We start from the raw sequence: 17,273 nt of genomic DNA on the forward strand, positions 1-17,273 counted from the left end.
TCGCCGTCGCCGTGGCCCGGTGGGTTCGTGGGCAGAGGTCCCCCGTCGGCGGGGACCTCTGTGCGTCGTCGCCGGGCAACCCGGCGGTGCATCCGTGGTGTCCGGCCGAACCTGGGTATCGCCCCTGGTGGCCGGTCGCCGGTGGCCGGCGGCGTGGCCGCCCGGGGCCCGGACGGTCGGGGGGTGGCCGGCCGGCAGGGGGCGGCGAGACGATCAGGGCAGGCGTGAACACGAGAAGGGACGGACCAGGTGTCAGGGGCGGGGGAGTCCGGTCACGGACGGGGCCGAGGCTCATCCGGAGCGGCTCGGCGGGCGGGGACCGTCCGGCCGGCGTTGCGCGACCGGTTGACGTCCGGCCTGGCCGGGGCGGGTTTCGATCTTGAGGATGTGACGGTGAGCCGGGCCGGTTCGCGCAGCCTGGTCAGGGTGGCGGTGGACCGCGACGGCGGCATCGACCTGGACGCGGTGGCCGAGGCCAGCCGGGTGGTCTCGGACCTGCTCGACGCGGCGGAGGCGGCGGGCGAGGGCCTCAGCGCCGGGCCCTACGTCCTGGAGGTCACCTCCCCGGGGGTCGACCGGCCGCTGACCGCGCCCCGGCACTGGCGCCGCGCCGTCGGGCGGCTTGTGACCGTGCGGGACAGCGCCGGGGACGTCCTGTCCGGTCGGGTGCTGTCCGCCGACGAGGCCGGGGCGGATCTGGCCGTTGCCACCGGCCCGGCCCGGCGCGGGCGACCGCAGCGGCGTCGTGTCGCGCGGGTGACCTATGCGCAGGTCGAGCGGGCGACGGTGGAGATCGAGTTCGCGGCCGAGGGGTATGATGATCTTTCCGGTGAGTCGCCGGCACAACCGTCGGGGGACACGCCGGACGCGCCGGACTCCGGCGTGAGCGCCGAGGCGCCGCAGGCGCACGCCGCCCGTGATGGTGCGACGCGGGACGATCAGGACGATCACCCGGCGTCGCCGGGGCCGGTATCCAACGACGAGGGCCGCCAGGCCGACGCCCAGGGCGCGGCCGGTGAGGAGATGACCCGGTGAAGCTCGACGTGGCCGCGTTGCGCGGTATCGAGCGGGAGAAGGACATCGCCTTCGACACCTTGGTGCAGGCGATGGAGACGGCCCTGCTGACGGCGTATCACCACACGGCCGGGTCGGCTCCCGACGCCCGGGTGGTCATCGACCGGACGACGGGGGAGGTGTCCGTTCTCGCCCGCGAGCAGGGTCCCGACGGGACCAGTCGCGAGTACGACGACACGCCGGCCGACTTCGGCCGGATCGCGACCATGACGGCGAAGCAGGTGATCATGCAGCGCCTCCGGGAGGCGCAGCAGGAGGTCACCTACGGGCAGTACGCCGACCGTGAGCACGAGGTCGTCTCCGGCGTGGTGCAACATCACGAGCAGCGTGCCGGCTCCAAGGTGGTGCTGGTCGATCTCGGCACGATCGAGGGTGTTCTGCCGCCGGCCGAGCAGGTCCCCGGCGAGCGGCTCGAGCACGGCGACCGGATCAAGTGCTACGTGGTGCACGTCGCCCGCGGGCCGCACGGTCCCACCGTGACCCTCTCGCGAACCCACCCTGAGCTGGTCAAGGGCCTGTTCCGACTGGAGGTCCCCGAGGTCGCCGATGGCACGGTCGAGCTCGCCGCGATCGCCCGTGAGGCCGGTCACCGCAGCAAGATCGCCGTCCGCTCCAAGGTGGNCGGGGTCAATCCCAAGGGCGCCTGCATCGGGCCGATGGGTAGCCGGGTGCGTGCCGTCATGGCCGAGCTGCACGGGGAGAAGATCGACATTGTCGACTGGTCGGCCGACCCGGCAACCTTCGTCGGCAGCGCCCTGTCGCCGGCTCGGGTGGCCCGGGTCGAGGTGACGGATCTGGCGAGTCGGTCGGCGCGGGTCGTCGTCCCCGACTACCAGCTGTCGCTGGCGATCGGTCGGGAGGGACAGAACGCGCGGTTGGCGGCGCGGCTGACCGGATGGCGCATCGACATCCACTCCGACACCGAGGACCGGGCCGGCGGGCCGCCGGCCGCCGCCGAGCCGCCGCCGGCGGGTGCGCCGCGGAGGTCCGGGCCACCCGGGGTTCCGCGCCGCTCTCCCACCGCGGGTGGCCACTCCCGGGGTCGGACGGGATAGACTTATGATGGCGTGTCGTGCGGAGCCCGTCCGTACCTGTATCGGATGTCGAAGCCGTGCGCCGAGTTCCGACCTCTTGCGTATCGTCGTGGACAGCGGCGAGCTCCTGCCGGATGCTCGTCGCCGTATGCATGGTCGGGGTGCGCACGTGCATCCGGATCTGGCCTGTCTCGATCTCGCGGAGCGTCGTAAGGCGTTTCCGCGAGCGCTGCGGGTGTCAGGCCCGCTCGGGTCGGTGCAGGTCAGGCTGTACCTGGAGCGGTTCCGCCCCGCGGCAGCCGGATCCCGTCCGCGGGATCCGGTCGCCGTAAGGGCTCCGGACGGGACGAAAGTCGGGTAAAGGTAGGTGGTACGGGGGTGGTCCGCGGCAGCGGAGCGCCCGGATCAGACGGGACGGACGCCGCCAGCGACGGCGCCCGGTCCGGGAGGCGGCGCCAGATGACGTCGACAGGGAAGCAGGTCGAGACAGTGATGATCGCTCAATGAGCACCCAGCCATGATCACGACCGGCAGGTAACGAGGTCACGCGGGCACGGACCGCGGGCCGAACGAAGGAGCACCGTGGCAGGAAAGGCCCGCGTACACGAGCTCGCCAAGGAGCTTGGTGTCGACAGCAAGACCGTGCTCGCCAAGCTCAAGGATCTGGGCGAGTTCGTGAAGTCCGCTTCGTCTACCGTCGAAGCCCCCGTCGTCCGCAAGCTGAAGGAAGCCTTCCCCACCGAGGGCGGGCCCGCCTCGGGCGGGCGTCCTGGCGGTCGGCCGGCGCCCGGTAACGGCGCCCGCCCAGCGCCGCCGCGCCCGGGCCTCGCGCCTCGTCCCGGCCCTCGTCCCGTCCCCGGTCGTCCCGGCCCGGCCGGTCGTCCCGGCCCGGCCGCACCGCCGGCACCGAGTGCGCCGGCACCTGGCGCTCCGGCGCCGAGCGTGCAGGCATCCCCGCCGCGGCCCGCCGCGGCGAGCGCGGCCGCGCCGCCGCCCGCCGCGGCGTCGGCTCCTCCGGTGTCCTCCCCGGCCGCTCCGTCGGGCCCCCGGCCCGGCCCGCGTCCCGCCGGCCCCGCGGCCCCCGGCCGCGGGCGTCCCGGCGCCCCGGTTCCGCCGCCCGGCGGCAGCGCTCCCAGCGGTCCGTCCGCCGGTGGCCCTCGTCCCGGTCCGCGCCCCGGCCCCCGGCCGTCCGCGCCCGGCAACAACCCGTACACGACGCCGTCCACCGGGCCCCGCCAGTCGGCCGGTCAGTCCGGCTCCGGCCCGGCCTCTCCGCCGCGCCCGGGTGCGCCGCGCCCGGGTCCTCGCCCGGGTGGCCCTCGCCCCGGTGCTCCCGGCGCCGGTGGTCCTCGCCCCTCGCCCGGCTCGATGCCGCCGCGTCCCGGCTCACGCCCTGGTGGTGCCGGCGGGATGCCGCCGCGGCCGGGTGGTAGCGGCGGTCCGCGGCCCAACGCGAACATGTTCCAGCCCCGTCCCGCGGGCGGCGCTCCCGGTCGTCCCGGTGGCGGCGCACCGGGTCGTCCCGGTGGTGGCGGCGGCAGTGGCGGCCCGCGTCCCGGCGGTTTCGCCGGTCGCGGCGGCGCTCCCGGTCGTCCCGGTGGTGGCGGTGGCGGCGGCGGTGCCGGTGCCCCCGGTCGTCCCGGTGGCGGCGGTGGCGGTCGTCCCGCGGCGGGTGGCCGCGGGCGTGGCGGTACCACGGCGGGCGCGTTCGGCCCCGGTGGCCGCGGCCGTCCGGGCCGTCAGCGCAAGTCCAAGCGCGCGAAGCGGCAGGAGTGGGAGAGCGGCCTGGAGGCGCCGCGGATGGGCGCGATGGTCCCCCGTGGCAACGGGCAGGCCATCCGACTTCCGCGTGGCGCCTCGCTGGCCGACTTCGCGGACAAGATCGACGCGAATCCCGGTGCGCTGGTCCAGGTCGTCTTCACCCAGCTCGGTGAGATGGTGACCGCGACGCAGTCCTGCACCGACGAGACGCTGCAACTGCTTGGCGTGACCCTCGGGTACGAAGTGCAGATCGTCAGCCCGGAGGACGAGGACAAGGAGCTGCTGGAGAGCTTCGACCTGTCCTTCGGCGGCGAGTACGGCGACGACGTCGAGCTCAGCATCCGGCCGCCGGTCGTGACCGTCATGGGTCACGTCGACCACGGCAAGACGAAACTGCTCGACGCCATCCGCTTCACCGACGTGGTCGCGGGCGAGGCCGGCGGCATCACCCAGCACATCGGCGNCTACCAGGTGCGGGCCACGGTCGACGGCGACGAGCGGCCGATCACCTTCATCGACACCCCGGGTCACGAGACGTTCACCGCCATGCGTGCCCGAGGTGCCCAGGTCACCGACATCGTGGTCCTCGTGGTCGCGGCCGACGACGGGGTGAAGCCGCAGACCATCGAGGCGCTCAACCACGCCCAGGCGGCCGGGGTGCCGGTCGTCGTGGCCGTCAACAAGGTCGACAAGGAGGGCGCCGACCCGGCGAAGGTGCGCGGTCAGCTCACCGAGTACGGCCTGGTCGCCGAGGAGTACGGCGGCGACACGATGTTCGTCGACGTCTCCGCCCGCAACAAGACGAACATCGACGGGCTGCTCGAGGCGATCATCCTGACGGCCGACGCCTCGCTGGACCTGCGGGCCCCGACGGGTACGGAGGCGCAGGGCGTCGCGATCGAAGGCCGGCTCGACCGCGGCCGTGGCCCGGTGGCGACCGTGCTGGTCCAGCGCGGCACGCTGCGGGTCGGCGACTCGGTGGTCGCCGGTGAGGCGTTCGGCCGGGTTCGGGCGATGCTCGACGAGCACGGCGGTCAGGTGACCGAGGCGGGTCCGGCCCGCCCGGTGCAGGTGCTCGGCTTCACCAGCGTTCCCGACGCGGGTGACAACTTCCTGGTGGTGCCCGAGGACCGGGTCGCCCGCCAGATCGCCGAGCGCCGGCAGGCGCGGGAGCGCAATGCCGAGCTCGCCCTCAGCCGTGGCCGCCCGACGCTGGAGANGATCCTCGAGCGGATGAAGGAGGGCGAGAAGACCCAGCTCAACCTCATCCTCAAGGGCGACGTCTCCGGTTCGGTCGAGGCTCTCGAGGACGCCCTGCTCAAGATCGATGTCGGCGACGAGGTCGGCCTGCGGATCATCGACCGGGGCGTCGGTGCGATCACCGAGACCAACGTCATGCTGGCGTCGGCGTCGGACGCGGTCATCATCGGCTTCAACGTCCGCCCGCAGGGCAAGGCGACGGAGCTGGCCGATCGCGAGGGTGTCGAGGTCCGGTACTACTCGGTGATCTACCAGGCCATCGAGGACATCGAGAACGCCCTCAAGGGCATGCTCAAGCCGGTCTACGAGGAGGCGCAGCTCGGTACCGCCGAGGTGCGCGAGGTCTTCCGGGTGCCGCGGATCGGCAATGTCGCGGGTTCGCTCGTCCGCTCCGGCATCATCCGCCGCAACACCAAGGCCCGTCTCATCCGCGACGGCGTGGTCGTGGCGGACAACCTCACGGTCGAGTCGCTCAAGCGGTTCAAGGACGACGCGACCGAGGTCCGTGAGGGCTACGAGTGCGGTATCGGTCTCGGGTCGTTCAACGACATCAAGGTCGACGACGTCATCGAGACCTTCGAGCAGCNGGAGGTTCCCCGCGTCTGAGGCACGTTGCCGGTCGGTGCCGGCCGGTCGGGCGCCTGCGCGTCCGGCCGGCACCGGCGGTCCGTGTCGCACCGCGGGAGGCGATCATGTGGATCGGGACTCTCAGCCTTGACCTGCTGCTCGGCGATGTGCACTCGCTGAAGGAGAAGCGCTCGGTGGTCCGGCCGATCGTGGNCGAACTGCGCCGTCGGTTCGCCCTCAGCGTCGCCGAGACGGGGCATCTCGACCTGCACCGGCGGGCCGAGATCGGGATGGCGGTCGTCGCCGCCGACCGTGCGCACTGCATCGAGGTCCTGCACGCCTGTGAACAGTTGGTGGCAGGGCGCCCCGAGGTCGAGATCCTCGCCGCGCGCGAGCGCTGCCTGGCCGAGGACGACGCTGACGGGCAGTCCCACCTGTCGGCGGGCACCCTCGACTGAGCCGCTCGCCGGAGGGCGCCAGGCGCCTGCCCCGGGCGTCGCCCAGGCGATCGGGCATCCGGCGGGCGGCGGGAACTCCCGCGCGGTAGCTGTCTCCCGTGCGGAAGCGATCCCCGCGCGGTATCGGTCACGGTGGCGTCTCCGAGTGGGCGGGATCGCGGCGGGAACGACGCCGAGGTAACACGGAGCGAGGAGGTCTACGGTGGCTGATCCGGCCCGGGCACGGAAGCTGGCCGTGCGAATTCGTGAGGTGGTCGCGTCCGCGCTGGAACGAGGCGTGAAGGATCCCCGCCTCGGCATGGTGACGGTCACGGAAGTGCGGGTCACACCCGACCTGGTCGACGCGACCGTGTTCTACACCGTGTACGGCGATGAGGCCGCACGCCGTGCGTCGGCGGAGGCCCTCGAGTCCGCTCGCGGGCTGCTGCGCAGCCAGGTCGGCCGCGCCACCGGCGTGAAGGTCACCCCGACCCTCACCTTCGTGCACGACCGGCTGCCCGACGACGCCAAGCACCTGGAGGAGCTGATCAGCGTCGCCCGGGAGCGGGATGCCCGGCTCGCCGAGGTGCGCCGCGACGCCCGGCCGGCGGGCGACGACGATCCCTACCGCCGTCCGCGGACCGCCGACGACGACGTCGAGGACGACGTGGACACCGACATCGTCGACGAGTTCGACGATGTCGAGGAGTTCGACGCGGACGATGCCCTGGGCGGAGATGCCAGGGCTCGGGAGGCCGGCGCGGTCGGCGGTCACCAGGTGTATCCGGCATCACCCGGCGGCGAGCCGACCGTCGGGCGCTGAGAGTGATAAGCCGCTCCAAGGGGACGAACCGCCGGCGCGCCGGTGGGCCACGGACACGGCGATGGGACGGGCGATGAGCGACGCGAGCGATCTCGTGGCGGCCGACCGGGCGGCCGTGGTGGCCGCGCTGGCGGCGGCCGCCGACGCCGGTGGCGACATCCTGCTCGTCGCGCACGTCAATCCCGACGGTGACAGCCTCGGTTCGGCGCTGGCCCTCGCGTTGGCGCTGCGGACGCTCGGGGCGCGGCCGAGGGTGTCCTTCGACGCCGAGCCCTTCGCCGTTCCCCGGACCCTGCGCTTCCTTGCCGGCCAGGAGCTGCTCGTCGATCCGGTGGCGATCACCGCCCGGCCGGGTCTCGTGGTCTGCCTGGACGCGGCCAGCCGGTCCCGGCTCGGCCGACTCGCCCAGATCACCGCCGGCAGCCGGATGGTCGTCGTCGATCATCACGCCTCCAACACCCGTTTCGGCGACCTCAACCTCGTCGACAGCGAGGCCGCGTCGACCAGCGCGATGGTCGTCGGCCTGATCGACGCCCTCGGGGTGGCGCTGGACGCGGACCTGGCCGCGGCGATCTACACCGGCCTGGTCACGGACACCGGCTCCTTCCGGTTCGCGGCGANGACGCCCGCGGTGCACCGCCTGGCCGCGCGCCTGCTGGCCACCGGCATCCGGCACGATCTGATCAGTCGGGCGTTGTGGGACACCCACCCGTTCGGCTACCTCAAGCTCCTCGGCGAGGTGCTGGGCCGGGCCCGGCTGGAACCCGAGCACGACCTGACCTGGACCTGGTGCGCCCAGGCCGACCTGCGGGCCTCGGGGCTGGACTACGACGAGATCGAGGGCTTCATCGACACGTTGCGTACGGCGTCCGAGGCCGAGGTCGCCGTGATCTGCAAGCAGGACGACGGCGTCTGGAAGGTCTCCGTACGGTCCAAGGGGAGCGTTGACGTCGGCGCGCTGTGTGCCGGTCTTGGGGGCGGCGGCCACCGGCTGGCCGCAGGCTTCGTGACGAGCGCGGAGCTGCCGGAGCTCATGGACACGGTGCGGGCGGCGCTGGCTCTGGCGCCGCGGCTGGCCGACCCCGCGGGCGGGGCCCTGACCGGCCCCGACGCTGCCGCTGGGCGCACCTCCGCAGTCGCCCCCGCCCAGGGTCGGGCCGGGCGGGGGCCGGCCGTGAGCGTCCGGTGAGCCCGCGGGGATCCCGCCCGGCGGGGGGGCCGCAGGTCGACGGGCTGGTCGTCGTCGACAAGCCGCCCGGGCTCACCTCGCACGACGTGGTCGCCCGTGCCCGGCGCATCCTGGGTCAACGCCGCGTCGGTCATGCCGGCACCCTCGACCCGATGGCGACCGGCGTGCTCCTGCTTGGCGCCGGCCGGGCCACGAGGCTGCTGGGTCACCTCGCGCTCACGGACAAGGTGTATGACGCGACGATCCGACTCGGTCGCACCACGACGACCGACGACGCCGAGGGCGAGCCACTCGAGGACCGGCCCGTCGACGTCGACCCCGCGCGGCTCGCGCGGGCGATGGCGGCCCTGACCGGGTCGATCGACCAGGTGCCATCGAGCGTCAGCGCGGTCAAGGTCGGCGGGGTACGCGCCTACGCCCGGGTGCGGGCCGGTGAGCAGGTCGAGCTCGCCGCCCGCCGGGTCACGGTGCACCGCTTCGACCTGCTCGCCCGCCGCGCCGCCGACGGCGCGGCGGACCAGGGGGGCTGCGATCTCGACGTGACGGTCGGCTGCTCCAGCGGGACCTACATCCGGGCGCTCGCGCGTGACCTCGGGGCGGCGTTGGGCTGTGGAGGGCACCTGACGGCGCTGCGGCGCACCGTCGTGGGGCCGTTCGGGCTGGGCCGGGCGGTGAGCCTCGACACGTTCGCCGAGCTGGGCGCGGGGGCGGTCATCGGCTTGTCGGAGGCCGTCTCGGCCGGTTTCGCGCGCCGGGACGTGGCCGGGGACGCGGCGGTCGACGTGCGCCACGGCCGCCGGTTGGCGCCGGTAGGGCGGCCGGGCACCTACGGCGTGTTCGGCCCGGACGGGTCCGTGCTGGCACTGGTCGAGGAAAGCGCCGAGGCGGTCCGCTCGCTGGTCGTGTTCGCCCCGGCCTGACCCCCGTGCGCGGCAGGGGGCGGGCGGCGCTCGACCGTACCGCGCGAGAATGTCCTAGGCTTCCCACGTGCAAACGTGGCGAGGGGCGGAGAACACGCCGGCCGAGTGGCGCGGCGGGGTCGTCACGATCGGTTTCTTCGACGGGGTGCACCTCGGGCATCGGCAGATCATCGGGCAGGCGGTGCGTCGCGCCCGGGACCGCGGCGAGCGGGCCGTCGTCCTCACCTTCGATCCGCATCCGGGGGAGGTACTGCGCCCCGGCAGCCATCCGGCCCTGCTGACGACGTTGCGCCACAAGGCCGAGCTGCTTGCGGCGATCGGCGTCGACGCGCTGTGCGTGCAGCCGTTCACGCTGGACTTCAGCCAGCTCCCCCCGGCCGAGTTCGTGCACGGAATGCTGGTCGAGCGGCTCGGCGCGAGCGTGGTCGTGGTGGGGGAGAACTTCACCTACGGCCACCGGGCCGCCGGCACGCTGGCCACGCTGGCGGCGGACGGGGCTCGGGAGGGGTTCGAGGTCGACGGGGTCCGCCTGGTCCGCTCGGGGGACCGGGTGCTGTCCTCGACCGAGATCCGCCGCCGCGTCGCCGAGGGCGACGTGGAGTCGGCCGCGGTGGCCCTGGCCCGACCACACCGGGTCGAGGGCGTGGTGGTGCACGGTGACGCCCGCGGCCGGACGATCGGCTACCCGACGGCAAACGTCGAGGTGACGCCGTGGGCGGCGGTGCCGGCCGACGGGGTGTACGCCGGGTTCGCCTGCTGGGACGGCCGCCGCCAGCCCGCCGCGATCTCGATCGGCACGAACCCGACGTTCGCCGGCCGGGAGCGGCGGGTGGAGGCCTTTCTGCTGGACTTCGACGGGGATCTCTACGGCGAGTACATGGCCTACGAGTTCACCAGCCGCCTGCGTCCGACGCTGCGTTTCGAGTCGGTGGATGAGCTCGTCACGCAGATGGCTGTCGACGTCGAGGCGACCAGAACGGTCACGCTGCCCGTCTGAGCGTGGGCCCCGGCTGAGCGTCGGCCCGGTCGGGGAGCCCGGCCGCGGGTGGAGGTCCGCGGGTACGGGGGTCACCGGTGCCCGAGCGGTTCCCCTCGGGTTGATAGGCTTCGGGTCCAGGCGGGTGCGGCGTGTCCGGACCACACGGCGATGAGGCCGTGGTCCGGCGGTCGGTTCGGGTGAGGAAGACCCCGGGCGCGCGCCGTCCCGAAGCAGAAGGAGAGGGTGGAGCGTGCCGCTCGCGAGCGACGTCAAACAGAAGATCATGTCCGATTACGCCACCGTTGAGCGGGACACCGGCTCGCCCGAGGTGCAGGTCGCGATGCTGACCCGTCGGATCAGCGACCTGACCGAGCACCTCAAGGTGCACAAGCACGATCATCACAGCCGCCGGGGTCTGCTCCTGCTCGTCGGGCGCCGCCGCCGGCTGCTGAACTACCTGTCGAAGACGGATATCAACCGATACCGGGCCCTGATCGAGCGACTCGGGCTACGGCGGTAGCGCGAAGAGGGAGCGGCCCTTCGGGGACGCTCCCTCTGACGCATCGGGGGTAGATACCAGATGCGTCGCCCGCCGGCGGAGGTCTCCGCCGGCGGATCGGAGGAGCTGGCCGGGATCCGTGGTGGCGAGAGCCGCCGGTCCTCGGTCGTGGTCGCCGGGAGCGGGCAATGCCCTCCCCGGGGGCTTCGACTGAGCACCGGCATCCTCGAGACGCGGACACGGCCGGAGAACAAGATCGGCTGCGTGGACCCGGCCGACGAAGAGGATGGAGTGGTTCGAGTGGACGACTCGACACATGCGGCCGAGGCGGTCATTGCGACCCCGGCCGGAAACCGTACGGTGCGGTTCGAGACCGGTCGGCTGGCCAGGCAGGCCGCCGGTTCCGCCGTCGCCTACCTGGGCGACACGATGGTGCTCTCGGCGACGACGGTCAGCAAGCAGCCCAAGGAACAGCTCGACTTCTTCCCGCTGACGGTGGACGTCGAGGAGCGGATGTACGCCGCCGGGCGGATCCCCGGCTCGTTCTTCCGTCGCGAGGGCCGGCCGAGTGAGGACGCGATCCTCACCTGCCGCCTCATCGACCGGCCGCTGCGCCCCTNGTTCGCCAAGGGGCTGCGCAACGAGATCCAGGTCGTGGCCACGGTGCTGGCCCTCGACCCGGACACGCTCTACGACGTGGTCGCGATCAACGCGGCCAGCGCGTCGACGACCCTGTCCGGACTGCCCTTCACCGGCCCGATCGGCGCGACCCGGGTCGGGTACGTCGACGGCGAGTGGATCGCCTTCCCGACGCATTCGGAGCTGGCCCGGGCCACCTTCGACATGGTCGTGGCCGGTCGCGTCGTCGAGGACGGCTCGGATGTGGCGATCATGATGGTCGAGGCCGAGGCCACTCCGGGCACGGTGGAGCTGATCGCCGGCGGCGCGCCCGCGCCGACCGAGGAGGTCGTCGCCGCGGGTCTGGAGGCCGCCAAGCCCGCCATCCGCGAGCTGTGTCGGGCCCAGAGCGAGCTGGCCTCGCTGGCCGGCAAGGCGACGCGGGAGTTCCCGGTCTTCATCGACCATCACGACGACGTGCTCGAGGCCCTGTCCGCCGCCGTGGGCGACGAGCTGTCCGCCGCGCTGCGCATCGCCGGCAAGGCCGAGCGGGAGAACGAGCTCGACCGGGTCCGCCAGTTGGCCGCGGAGAAGGTCGCCGCCCAGTTCGAGGGGCGGGAGAAGGAGATCGGCGCCGCCTACCGGGCGCTGACCAAGAAGCTCGTCCGCTCCCGCATCGTCACCGAGGGCGTGCNGATCGACGGCCGGTCGACGACGGAGATCCGGGAGCTGTCGGCCGAGGTCGACTACATCCCGCGCGTGCACGGCTCGGCGCTGTTCGAGCGGGGTGAGACGCAGATCCTCGGCGTCACCACGCTGGCGATGCTGCGCATGGAGCAGACGGTCGACACGCTCAACCCCGACCGGACCAAGCGCTACATGCACAACTACAACTTCCCGCCGTACTCCACCGGCGAGACCGGCCGGGTCGGGTCGCCGAAGCGGCGCGAGATCGGCCACGGCGCGCTCGCCGAGCGGGCGCTGCTGCCGGTGCTGCCCAGCCGCGAGGAGTTCCCCTACGCGATCCGGCAGGTCTCCGAGGCGCTGGGCTCCAACGGTTCGACGTCGATGGGGTCGGTCTGCGCGAGCACGCTGTCCCTGCTCAACGCCGGTGTGCCGCTCAAGGCGCCGGTCGCCGGCATCGCGATGGGACTCGTGCACGCCGACGACGCCTACGTCACGCTGACCGACATCCTCGGCGCCGAGGACGCGTACGGCGACATGGACTTCAAGGTCGCCGGCACCCGCGACTTCGTCACCGCCCTGCAGCTCGACACCAAGCTCGACGGCATCCCCGCCTCGGTGCTGGCCTCGGCTCTGCAGCAGGCTCGCGGCGCGCGGCTGGCGATCCTCGACGTCATGGCGGAGGCGATCGGCAGCCCGGACGAGATGTCCGCGCACGCCCCGCGGGTCATCTCGGTGAAGATCCCGGTCGACAAGATCGGCGAGGTCATCGGGCCCAAGGGCAAGATGATCAACCAGATCCAGGCGGACAGCGGTGCCGAGATCACCGTCGAGGACGACGGCACGATCTACATCGGTGCGGTGGACGGCCCCTCGGCGGAGTCCGCCCGCTCGGCCATCAACGCGATCGCCAACCCGCAGATGCCCGAGGTCGGCGAGCGGTACCTCGGTACCATCGTCAAGATCACCAACTTCGGGGCGTTCGTCTCNCTCACCCCGGGTCGGGACGGCCTGCTGCACGTGTCCAAGCTCAAGACGCTCTCGGGCGGCAAGCGGGTGGAGAAGGTCGAGGACGTGCTGACCGTGGGACAGAAGCTCCAGGTGGAGATCACCGAGATCGACGCCCGCGGCAAGATCAGCCTTTCTCCGAGCGCCGAGGCCGCGGACGCGGCGGCGGCTTCCTGACGGCCCGCCGTGTCCGACACCCCCACCCCTGACCTGACCCGCTCCACCGACGGCACCGGCACCTCGGTCCGAGGCGCCGCGGACGCCGGTGAGCGGGTGGCCCGCCTGCTCGCCGGGGGCTCCAGTAGCGAGACGTTGCTGGGCGGCGCGGTGCGGCGCACCGTGCTGCCCGGCGGGTTGCGGGTGATCACCGAGCGCGTCCCCGGGGTCCGCTCGGCCGCGATCGGCGTCTGGGTGGGCGTCGGCTCGCGGGACGAGACCCCGGTGACCGCCGGCTGTTCCCACTATCTCGAGCACCTGCTGTTCAAGGGCACCCCGACCCGGGACGCCCTGACGATCAGCGCGTCGGTCGAGGCGGTCGGCGGTGACCTCAACGCGTTCACGAGCAAGGAGTACACCTGCTACTACGCGCGGGTGCTGGACTCCGACCTCGCGATGGCCGTCGGCGTCGTCGCCGACATGGTCACCAACTCGCTGGTGACCGCCGACGACGTCGAGGCCGAGCGTGGCGTGATCCTCGAGGAGATCGCCATGCACGAGGACGACCCTGGCGACGTCGTCCATGACGTCTTCGCCGAGGCGATGCTCGGCGCGTCGGCGCTCGGCCGGCCGGTGCTCGGCACGATCGAGTCGATCGAGGGGCTCGGCCGCGAGACGATCGCCGACTACTACCGTTCCCGGTACGTCCCACCGGCGATGGTCGTCTCGGTCGCCGGGAACCTGGAGCACGATCGTGTGCTCGCGCTCGTCGCGGACGCCTTCGGCGACCATCTGACGTCGGCCGGGGATCCGTCGGCGGTGCGCGCCGGCCGCTACGACTACCCGCCGGCGCCCGGCATCGTCGTGTCGGAGCGGCCCACCGAGCAGGCGAACCTCGTGCTGGGCACGGTCGGTCTGTCCCGGCACGACCCGCGCCGCTTCGCGCTCGGGGTGCTCTCGACGGCGTTGGGCGGTGGGATGAGTTCCCGGCTGTTCCAGGAGGTCCGCGAGAAGCGGGGCCTGGCGTACTCGGTGTACTCGTTCGCGTCGCACTTCGCCGACGCCGGCCTGTTCGGCGTCTACGCCGGCTGCGCCCCCAAGCGTGCCGACGAGGTCCTGGCGATCGCCCGGGACCAGGTGCGGTCCATCGCCGAGCACGGGATCAGCGCCGAGGAGCTCGACCGCGCCCGCGGACAGAGCCACGGCTCTCTCGTCCTCGGCCTGGAGGACACCGGCTCGCGGATGAGCCGTCTCGGCAAGAGTGAGCTCGTCCACGGCGAGCTGCTGTCCGTCGACGAGATCATCGCCCGGGTGGACGCGGTCACCCTGGACGACGTCACGCAGGTGGCGGCGACGCTCGTCGAGCAGCCCTGGGCGCTCGGCGTCATCGGGCCGTTCGACGACCACGACTTCGGCGCGGCCGTCGCCCGTTGAGTCGTGGGCCCGGCCCGGGCCCACGGACGGCCGGTTCGGCCGCGGCGGCGGAGGGCGGCGATCGGCGTCCGCCACGGAGGGGAGAGGCATGAGCGAGCAGCTCACGGTGGGGGTTCTCGGTGCACGTGGCCGCATGGGGTCGACGGTGTGTGCCGCCGTCGAGGCCGCCCCGGACCTCGCGCTCGTCGCCGCGCTCGATGTCGGCGACGACCGGGACGCGCTCGCGGCGGCCGACGTGGTCGTGGACTTCACCACGCCGGACGCGGTGCTCGACAACGTCCGCTGGTGCGTCGAGGCGGGCCGGCACGTCGTCGTCGGCACCACCGGCTTCGACGACCAGCGGCTGGCCACGGTGCGCGGCTGGCTCGGCGACGCGCCGAAGGTCGGAGTGCTGGTCGCCCCGAACTTCGGGGTGGCTGCCGTGCTCATGATGATGTTCGCCGCCCGCGCCGCCCGCTTCTTCGACTCCGTCGAGATCGTCGAGCTGCACCATCCCAACAAGGTCGACGCGCCGAGCGGCACCGCCCGGCGCACGGCCGAGCTCGTGGCGCAGGCGCGCACGGCCGCCGGACTCGCGCCGGGCGGGCCGGACGCGACGGCCACGGCGCTCGACGGCGCCCGCGGCGCCCGGGTCGCGGGCGTGCCCGTGCACGCCGTGCGCCTCGCGGGCCTCGTCGCCCACCAGGAGGTGCTGCTCGGTGGCGCGGGGGAGACCCTGACCCTGCGGCACGACTCCTACGACCGCACCTCCTTCATGCCGGGCGTGCTGCTCGCCGTGCGACGCATCGCCGACCGTCCCGGCCTGACCGTCGGCCTGGAGCACCTGCTCGACCTGGACTGACCGGCTCGAGCTGGACTGACCGGCTCGAGCTGGACTGACCGGCTCGAGCTGGACTGACCGGCTCGAGCTGGATCAGTCGCCGGGTGTCCTGCGCGGGGCGGCTCCACCGCGAAAGATAGGTTTCCGGGTGTGGTCGGACATGTCGACCGCCGGCCGCCGGCGGGTACCCGCAGCGTCTTCGGAATCGATCTGGGCACGACGTTCAGTTGCCTGGCCCGCGTGTCGGGCGCCGGGGAGCCGCAGATCGTGCCGCTGTCCGACGGCGCGTTGACGCTGCCGAGCGTCGTGCTGTTCGTGGGCACGGACGACTACCTCACCGGGCAGACCGCCCGCGAGCTTGCCCGGGCCCGACCCGACGACGTCTGTTCGCTGGTCAAGAGGCGGATGGGCGATGGCGACTGGCGCTTCATCACCCAGGGTGCGGCCTGGTCCGCGCCGGCCGTCAGCGGCCTGATCCTCAAGGCGCTGGTCGCCGACACGGCGCTTGCCACCGGCGAGCGGGTGGAGGACGTCGTGATCACCGTTCCGGCGTACTTCGGCGACGAGGAGCGCCGGGCGACGGTGCTGGCCGGCGAGTACGCGGGGCTCAACGTCGTCGATGTCATCAACGAGCCGACCGCGGCGGCCCTGTCCTACGGGTTCGCCCGCTTCGAGATCGGCAGCCGGCGTAGCCTCGGTGGACCCGGCACCGCGGCAGAGGAGGTCGCCCTCGTCTACGACCTGGGCGGCGGCACGTTCGACGTCACCGTCGTCGAGCTCGCGGACCGGCGGGTCGCCGTCGTCGCCATCGACGGCGACCATCAGCTCGGCGGCGCCGACTGGGACGAGAAGATCGTGCTGCACCTGTGCGACCGGTTCCTCACCGAACATCCGGGCGCCCCGGACCCTCTCGACGAGGGAGCGGGCTCCCAGGCGCTGCTGCTCGCCGCCGAGCGGGCCCGCCGGGACCTCACCGACGTCGCCACCACCACCGTCGTCGTCGAGCACGCCGGCCGCCGCACCGGGGTGGTGCTGACCCGCGACGAGCTGGAACGGCTCACCGCCGGGCTGCTCGACCGGACCGTCGCCCTGACCCGGGCCGCCCGCGACGCGGCGCTCGCCCGCGGGGTCCGCGGCATCGACCGGATCCTGCTCGTCGGCGGTGCCTCCCGGATGCCCGCCGTGGCCCGCCGGCTCGCCGCCGAGTTCGGGGTGCCCGTCGAACTGTCCGACCCGGATCTCGCGGTCGCCCGCGGCGCCGCCGTCTACGGCGAGAAGAAGGCCCTGGAACGGCTGGTGCTCGCCGATCTGGTCACCCGCGGCCAGCTCGTCGACGGCGCCGGGGTGGACGCCGCCGCCCCGGCCGATCTGGACGCGGCCTGCCGGCGGCTCGCCGACGCGCTCGGCCTGCCCGCCCAGCGGGTGCGTCGGACCGTCGAGGTACAGGTTGTCAATGTCGTCTCCCGCGGCTTCGGCGTGCTGGCACTCAGCCGCCTCGGCGAGCAGGGCGCGGTGTTCCTGGTGCACCGCAACGACCGGCTGCCGATCGCGGTCCGGCGGTCCTTCGGGACCGTGCGCGACGACCAGGACGCCGTCACCGTCTACGTGGTCGAACAGGCCGGCGGCCTGGAGTCGACCCGGGTCGAGGACAACAAGGTGATAGCCGAAGCCGAGATCACCGGCATCCCGCCCGGCTTCCCGGCCGGGTCGCAGATCCAGATCGTCTTTCGGATGGGCTTCGACGGCATCCTCGAGGTCACGGCCACCCACGAGGGTCTCGCCGACCGACCGCTGACGGTGCGGGTCGAGACGTCGGCGGCGCTGAGCCAGGCCGACGTGGCCCGAGAGCGGGAGCAGGTCGCCCGGGCCCGCCGGGAACGCGGTGGCCTCCCGGGCGTCGACGGCCGGCCGGGTCTCGGCGGCCCCCCCGGGGGACCTGGCGGATCTTCCGGGCCGGGCGGGCCGAAGGGCGGCCTGGGCGGTATGCCGGACGGCTGGGTCTGACGGGGG

The 17,273-nt window shown here is 73.3% G+C and carries 13 protein-coding genes and 9 pseudogenes; all 22 read left to right on the forward strand.

Going from position 1 to position 17,273, the window contains the following annotated elements:
* The first annotated feature begins 249 nt into the window (after nt 1-249).
* The 22 genes and pseudogenes from rimP (at nt 250) to FF86_RS01970 (ending at nt 17,267) form a co-directional block, all read left to right on the forward strand.
* Nucleotides 250-1,035 carry a ribosome maturation factor RimP gene (gene rimP, locus FF86_RS01910; protein WP_044883811.1) on the forward strand — a complete coding sequence of 262 codons (786 nt, stop codon included), beginning with the start codon at nt 250-252 and terminating at the stop codon, nt 1,033-1,035.
* The coding region (locus FF86_RS38245) for a NusA N-terminal domain-containing protein (protein ID WP_304438089.1) at nt 1,032-1,695 on the forward strand (664 nt) is incomplete at its 3' end. The genes rimP and FF86_RS38245, both read left to right, overlap by 4 nt.
* 1 nt (nt 1,696) lies before the next feature.
* Nucleotides 1,697-2,129, forward strand: a pseudogene (locus tag FF86_RS38250) (transcription termination/antitermination protein NusA); the annotation flags it as partial.
* Nucleotides 2,130-2,136: 7 nt separating this feature from the next.
* A complete protein-coding gene (locus tag FF86_RS31375) occupies nt 2,137-2,469 on the forward strand; it encodes a YlxR family protein (RefSeq protein ID WP_082121692.1) in 333 nt (110 codons plus the stop codon).
* 221 nt (nt 2,470-2,690) lie between these two features.
* Nucleotides 2,691-4,332: translation initiation factor IF-2 N-terminal domain-containing protein (locus tag FF86_RS38255; RefSeq protein ID WP_242418010.1), on the forward strand; the 1,642-nt coding region annotated here is incomplete at its 3' end.
* Nucleotide 4,333: 1 nt separating this feature from the next.
* Nucleotides 4,334-5,088 (forward strand): annotated as a pseudogene (locus tag FF86_RS38260) (translation initiation factor IF-2); the annotation flags it as partial.
* A 1-nt stretch (nt 5,089) separates the two neighbouring features.
* Nucleotides 5,090-5,715 (forward strand): annotated as a pseudogene (locus tag FF86_RS38265) (translation initiation factor IF-2); the annotation flags it as partial.
* 106 nt (nt 5,716-5,821) lie between these two features.
* Nucleotides 5,822-5,909: DUF503 family protein (locus FF86_RS38270; RefSeq protein WP_242418050.1), on the forward strand; the 88-nt coding region annotated here is incomplete at its 3' end.
* A gap of 1 nt (nt 5,910) precedes the next feature.
* Nucleotides 5,911-6,154 (forward strand): annotated as a pseudogene (locus FF86_RS01925) (DUF503 domain-containing protein); the annotation flags it as partial.
* A gap of 202 nt (nt 6,155-6,356) precedes the next feature.
* Nucleotides 6,357-6,956 carry a 30S ribosome-binding factor RbfA gene (gene rbfA, locus FF86_RS01930; protein WP_044883807.1) on the forward strand — a complete coding sequence of 200 codons (600 nt, stop codon included), beginning with the start codon at nt 6,357-6,359 and terminating at the stop codon, nt 6,954-6,956.
* 61 nt (nt 6,957-7,017) lie between these two features.
* A partial coding sequence (locus tag FF86_RS38275) for a bifunctional oligoribonuclease/PAP phosphatase NrnA (protein WP_242418011.1) occupies nt 7,018-7,576 on the forward strand: 559 nt, incomplete at its 3' end.
* 1 nt (nt 7,577) lies between these two features.
* Nucleotides 7,578-8,145 (forward strand): annotated as a pseudogene (locus FF86_RS38280) (bifunctional oligoribonuclease/PAP phosphatase NrnA); the annotation flags it as partial.
* A complete protein-coding gene (truB, locus tag FF86_RS01940; RefSeq protein WP_044883805.1) occupies nt 8,142-9,065 on the forward strand; it encodes a tRNA pseudouridine(55) synthase TruB in 924 nt (307 codons plus the stop codon). The pseudogene FF86_RS38280 and the gene truB, both read left to right, overlap by 4 nt.
* Nucleotides 9,066-9,132: 67 nt before the next feature.
* A complete protein-coding gene (locus FF86_RS01945; RefSeq protein WP_044883804.1) occupies nt 9,133-10,062 on the forward strand; it encodes a bifunctional riboflavin kinase/FAD synthetase in 930 nt (309 codons plus the stop codon).
* Nucleotides 10,063-10,294: 232 nt separating this feature from the next.
* The gene (rpsO, locus tag FF86_RS01950; protein WP_009742365.1) at nt 10,295-10,564 is read left to right on the forward strand and encodes a 30S ribosomal protein S15; all 270 of its coding nucleotides are present in this window, start codon (nt 10,295-10,297) and stop codon (nt 10,562-10,564) included.
* A 279-nt stretch (nt 10,565-10,843) separates the two neighbouring features.
* Nucleotides 10,844-11,162 (forward strand): annotated as a pseudogene (locus FF86_RS38285) (polyribonucleotide nucleotidyltransferase); the annotation flags it as partial.
* A 1-nt stretch (nt 11,163) separates the two neighbouring features.
* A pseudogene (locus FF86_RS38290) lies at nt 11,164-11,855 on the forward strand (polyribonucleotide nucleotidyltransferase); the annotation flags it as partial.
* A gap of 1 nt (nt 11,856) precedes the next feature.
* Nucleotides 11,857-12,834: pseudogene (locus tag FF86_RS38295) on the forward strand (polyribonucleotide nucleotidyltransferase); the annotation flags it as partial.
* A gap of 1 nt (nt 12,835) precedes the next feature.
* Nucleotides 12,836-13,030, forward strand: a pseudogene (locus FF86_RS38300) (S1 RNA-binding domain-containing protein); the annotation flags it as partial.
* A 9-nt stretch (nt 13,031-13,039) separates the two neighbouring features.
* Entirely contained in the window at nt 13,040-14,443 is a 1,404-nt protein-coding gene (locus tag FF86_RS01960) for a pitrilysin family protein (RefSeq protein WP_095211956.1), read from the forward strand.
* Nucleotides 14,444-14,531: 88 nt separating this feature from the next.
* Entirely contained in the window at nt 14,532-15,284 is a 753-nt protein-coding gene (gene dapB, locus FF86_RS01965) for a 4-hydroxy-tetrahydrodipicolinate reductase (protein ID WP_044883803.1), read from the forward strand.
* Nucleotides 15,285-15,413: 129 nt separating this feature from the next.
* Complete coding sequence (locus FF86_RS01970) at nt 15,414-17,267, forward strand: Hsp70 family protein (protein ID WP_052680961.1); 1,854 nt, start codon at nt 15,414-15,416, stop codon at nt 17,265-17,267.
* Nucleotides 17,268-17,273: the final 6 nt, after the last annotated feature.

Origin of the sequence: Frankia sp. CpI1-P (assembly GCF_001421075.1) — a bacterium.
GTDB classification, from domain to species: domain Bacteria; phylum Actinomycetota; class Actinomycetes; order Frankiales; family Frankiaceae; genus Frankia; species Frankia torreyi.

Excerpts from the sequence above, each read along its gene's own strand:
- dapB (WP_044883803.1), top strand. The coding sequence starts at position 14,532 with ATGAGCGAGCAGCTCACGGTGGGGGTTCTCGGTGCACGTGGCCGCATG.
- FF86_RS31375 (WP_082121692.1), top strand. The coding sequence starts at position 2,137 with ATGGCGTGTCGTGCGGAGCCCGTCCGTACCTGTATCGGATGTCGAAGC.